Origin of the sequence: Lentzea sp. NPDC060358, from assembly GCF_042725365.1 — a bacterium.
Lineage (GTDB): Bacteria > Actinomycetota > Actinomycetes > Mycobacteriales > Pseudonocardiaceae > Lentzea.
This window is the reverse complement of the sequence record NZ_JBHXCW010000394.1, coordinates 1-4,239: the sequence shown is the minus strand read 5'-3', so window position 1 is coordinate 4,239 and position 4,239 is coordinate 1. Positions and strand designations below refer to the sequence as shown.

Annotated in this window: 6 protein-coding genes; 1 reads left to right on the top strand and 5 read right to left on the bottom strand. The window is 63.6% G+C overall.

Annotation, left to right across the window (positions count from 1 at the left end):
- Positions 1–69 precede the first annotated feature (69 nt).
- The 5 genes from ACFWGZ_RS39830 to ACFWGZ_RS39810 form a co-directional block, all read right to left on the bottom strand.
- Positions 70–450: a hypothetical protein gene (locus ACFWGZ_RS39830; RefSeq protein ID WP_382456773.1), complete on the bottom strand. Its 381-nt coding sequence runs from the start codon at positions 448–450 to the stop codon at positions 70–72.
- Entirely contained in the window at positions 450–716 is a 267-nt protein-coding gene (locus tag ACFWGZ_RS39825) for a hypothetical protein (RefSeq protein WP_382456772.1), read from the bottom strand. Before ACFWGZ_RS39825 ends, ACFWGZ_RS39830 begins: the two co-directional genes overlap by 1 nt.
- A complete protein-coding gene (locus ACFWGZ_RS39820) occupies positions 707–1,585 on the bottom strand; it encodes a replication-relaxation family protein (RefSeq protein WP_382456771.1) in 879 nt (292 codons plus the stop codon). Before ACFWGZ_RS39820 ends, ACFWGZ_RS39825 begins: the two co-directional genes overlap by 10 nt.
- A 364-nt stretch (positions 1,586–1,949) precedes the next feature.
- Positions 1,950–2,792: a DUF5753 domain-containing protein gene (locus tag ACFWGZ_RS39815; protein WP_382456770.1), complete on the bottom strand. Its 843-nt coding sequence runs from the start codon at positions 2,790–2,792 to the stop codon at positions 1,950–1,952.
- Positions 2,793–2,794: 2 nt separating this feature from the next.
- Positions 2,795–3,715 carry a Scr1 family TA system antitoxin-like transcriptional regulator gene (locus ACFWGZ_RS39810; RefSeq protein ID WP_382456769.1) on the bottom strand — a complete coding sequence of 307 codons (921 nt, stop codon included), beginning with the start codon at positions 3,713–3,715 and terminating at the stop codon, positions 2,795–2,797.
- Positions 3,716–3,911: 196 nt separating this feature from the next.
- Here ACFWGZ_RS39810 and ACFWGZ_RS39805 point away from each other — a divergent pair, with 196 nt between their 5' ends.
- On the top strand, positions 3,912–4,097 hold the full coding sequence (locus tag ACFWGZ_RS39805) for a hypothetical protein (protein ID WP_382456768.1): 186 nt from the start codon (positions 3,912–3,914) through the stop codon (positions 4,095–4,097).
- Positions 4,098–4,239 lie beyond the last annotated feature (142 nt).

Here is a 4,239-nt window from a genome sequence, read left to right as displayed (position 1 = left end):
TCAACGCGTTCGACATCGCCTTCGACGGCCGCCTGGCCGCCGGACGCAAGTAGTTTCCTTCAACCCGAGTTACACCGTTCGTTTGACAGACCCGCCCTTGTGCGTTGCTTCGTCGAGCAGGTCTGTGACGCCACCGTCGCGAGCGATCGGGATGTCGTACCGCTCGTAGTTCTCGCCGCGCCCGCGCTGGTCCAACTCCATACGCCCGGACTCGACGTCGTAGAAGTGCGCGACGATCACCCACGACTCGGGGATGGACGCCTTGCAGTTCCCGAGTTGCCGGAGCATGGACTGACGCGGGTCCTGCTGGTCATCGGTGGACGTTCGGCCAAGAAACGCCACTCGAACCTCATTGCGCAGCAACGCAACCGGCATACCGAGTGGTGAGACCGCGTAGTCCGACAGGCCGGACGGCCCAGACGGTACGGCCTGCAGCCGCGGTTGATTCATCAGGCAGCCTCCTGAGTATCGGCCTGGTCGGCGCGCTGACTGGCAGCCCAGTCGAGGAGGTCTCTGATCACGGCGGCCAGTTCACCGCGCAGACGATCGCCTTCGGCGCCGCTGACATAACGCACGTGGCAGGAGAAAGCCCAGCTCTTCGTGCGGTTTCCAATCTGATTGTAGTGCCACTCATCATGTTCAGAACCGTTGTCGCACAAAGGTTCCGTGTCACTAACGGGTGGTCTCTGAGGCAGCGGAACAATGTTCATCCCCATCGCCTCTCGTCTCCCGTGATCTGTCCGACCATTGTGGTGTTCTGGGGATCCCATGACGCTTCACTGAAGGGGATTCCTATGGGCGATGCGTGCTCTGGAACGCGCGGACCACGTTGCGGAAGCTCTGCCAGCCGCCGCCGTTCCGGAACCTGGTTTTGGAAGGACCACAACGCCCAGATCGGCCCAGCCGGTCCATCAGGATGGCCGTACTCACGAGACGCTGTAGCGATGACGAAGCCGGGCTTCTCGAAGCCGAGCTGCTGACGCATCGCCGAGCGAAGGTTCCGTTCTCGCAGCGATGAGTGAACCGAGAACAGCAGAACCCCGAACACGTCGGTGCCGAACCGGCTGTAGTCACCGAGCTTGCCCACCACTTTGGACAGCGGTTCGGTCCCTGTGTCGTGCTCCAGGAAGAACCGAACCCGCCGTCCGTCCTCATCCCAACAGCCGTAAGCGTCGGGCCTGAGCTTGGTGTCGCCGTGCCAGAAGAAGTCGGCGCAGACCTTTTCCGGCCACCACTGCGTGAGGCCGGCGTCCGGCCGAGTACGGGCATACGCAGCCAGCCCACAGAAGAAGTCGTTGACGCCAAGCTGATGCGCCAGCTTGGGCCACAACCCCAGTCGCTCCAGCCGGTCCGCGTACGCACCGGCCACCGGCGGCTTCTCCGCGCGCTGTGCAGCGATCACCCGCGCACCGCGGTAACCGAGCGCGTACCGCGTCTGACTCGTACCTCCGGTGCTGTAGGAGTCGCGAAACGCGAACACCACGCCGAGCTCACGCAGCTGCCGCAGGCGATCCTGAGCACGTCGCACCGAGGAGAACTCGATCGCCGCAATCTGGTTGGTGGTGAGCACCTTGTGCTCGTGCAAGAGAGCAAGGATCCGCCGATCCCTCTCAACGAGCCGAAACCACAGGGCGGCATCTGGCTCGCCGACTCGGCCGCTGCGCCGTTCACGAGTGTGTGGAGTTCCTTTGTTGTCACTCCTCAGTCGGCTTTTGGTCGGCCTTCCTCGATACCACTGCTGACGTGCGGAGACGTGACTTTGCGTCTCGGCGGTTGGGCCAGCGGATTCAGAACGCCGTACACCCGCCTCCCCAAGTGCCGGACCATGCGCTGACCAACCCGCGCTGTCACCCATCGGCCTCTCCCTTCGGAGTTGCTCAAGCGGTGGTCGCTCAAGCACCCCTGAACTCCGGATTTCGAGGCTTGTTGGGACACGCGGTCGCCGATCGTTATGGCTTCGTCACGTCGTGCAGGCGGAGAAGCAGGTCCTTGGATTCGGCCTCGTCGAGACTCTGCGCGTCCAGCGCGCGAACGACGGTCTCGTATCCCGCGACCGCATCTCGCGACTCGGCAAGAAGAGTTGAGTTCTCAGTGCCGACCCAAACCAGCGGTTCGTACTTCGGAAACGTCAGCAGGGTGAACGGCCCTGCGAGTCCTGCGTGCGCGCCTCGGGTGATCGGCAGGATCCGGATCTCGACGTTCGGACGGTTCGCCATGAACATGAGATGCAGCAACTGCCCGGCCTGCACCTCAGTACCACCAACCTGAAGCTGCAGCGCCAACTCGTGAATGAAGAACGTGCGAGTGGTGCCTTGCCGAGGCAGTCGCTGCATCGCAAGGCCCGCCTGAACTCGGTCTTCCAACTCATCGGCCGGCGAGGTGGCCGAGGCGCGCAATGCCTCACGCATGTAGTCGGCCGTTTGCAAGAACAGCGGCACCGCGTGCGTGTGCCAGCAGGTGAGCGCCTCCGCCACCGCCAGGTTCTCAACGACAGTACGAAGCTCGATGGGCGAACACACCCCGTGCTGCTGCCACCAGCCGACAACACCCGTCTCACTGTGCAAGCCCAGAAGATGAGCGCGCTCATCCGCTTTGACCCTGCAGGCACCGAGTAGCGCAGCGATCTCAACGAGGTTGGCGCCACCCTTGCCGTTCACCACGTCCGAGACCTTGGCCTCGTCCCAATCCATGACCTCAGCGGCACCTCGCGCGGTCATACCGGCGCCTGCGATGGCTGCCCGTATGCCAGCGCCCAGCTCACGGCCACGCGCGGTGGAGATCCTCTTCGGCACAACTAGCTCCTCGCCTGATCGGTAACCAGCTGCAAATGCCGTGCCGGTTCCCGAAGCCGCAGCGAGGCCTCGTTCAACCAGAGCAAGGACAGCTCCTCGGTGCGGACAACATCGTCGAGCGCGACAAGCACTCGTTCGTAGGAATCGCGCTCGGCAGCCGACTCAAGCCAGGTGTTGCCACCGTGCAGCGTGTGCAGGAGAACAACGTCGTCAAACCGCTTCTCCATGAACCGCATCACCGAGAAGGACACGCCCATGCCAAAGTAGGGCCCTGCATCGCCATCCACGGTTCGAAGCTCAAAGCCGGGCAACTCGCCCAGCTCCTCCAGGTGCTCCAGCTGGTCTGCCATCACCTTCGAATCGCCAACGCCGCCGAGCGCCTGCTCCGTCACAACCAGTCGAACGTTCAGCCGCCGCAGCTTCGAGGACTGCTTGGCGCCCACTCTCAAGCGCCTGAGGGCGTCTTGCTGCTTTGCAAGATCGAGGTCATTCGTCGTTGCGCCGGACGTGACAAGCGCGGCGTGATAGCCACAGGTACGCACAAGCTCAGGCAGCGTCTCCACAGCCACGATCACCAGCTCAGTCGCCTCAGCCAGGACATCCCACGGTGTCCACGTAAGCCGAGCCCAAGCGTCGCCGTTGATCCGATCCCACATCTGGGGATCAACGGCTCGCTGCGCAACCCGTATGCACAGCTCAACTTCGTCATCGGGTGCACCGCACGCAGCACCGACCACGACGACCTCGCTAGGAGACATGCGTTGCGCAGCTCGGCAGAGGTGCGACAACTTCGCGGTCGAGAAGCCAACCCGTGAGCCCAACTCGAGGAGCGACCAGTCGCGCCTCGTCCGCCAGCCCAGTACGGTCCGGCTCAAGGCGCGGACCTCCAGACTCGCTCTCCCGTTGACCAGTTGTAGAGCCATGTCCCATCAGCCTGTTCTTGATCCGTGGGCTTCACGCCCGGTGCCTCTTCGGCTGCCAATGCGTGCGCTCGTGCGTCGTCGCAGTCGCTGCCTGGGCGGCAAGATGAACGTCGAGCAACATCCGGCAAGGCGCTGGCACTCTCCGCCAAGCGGGCCCACCACGACACTTCCTGCACCAGCCGTTCTCGTCCGGCTGGTGCTCATCAACGAACACGCGCAAGGCGGCCACCAACCGCGGAACTTCGTGCCGTGCCATGGACAACACGGACGCGCCATCGCCGTCAGCAGCGATCCGCGACACAAGATCCAGATGCTCGACAAGCCGCCGGCGCAGCTCGGAAAACAAGACCAGGTTGCCCATGACAGCACGCCCTTCGACTAGCTGGCTCGGAGACGGGAACGCCGAGGCGGCTCGGTCGGTTCCGACGTCCTGTCGTTGGCAAAGGCACGCGCAACCGCTTGGCGGAAAACAAGAAGCCCTTGCGCCGCAGCGTTGGCCTCCCTGCAATCCAAGGCAGAAGTGA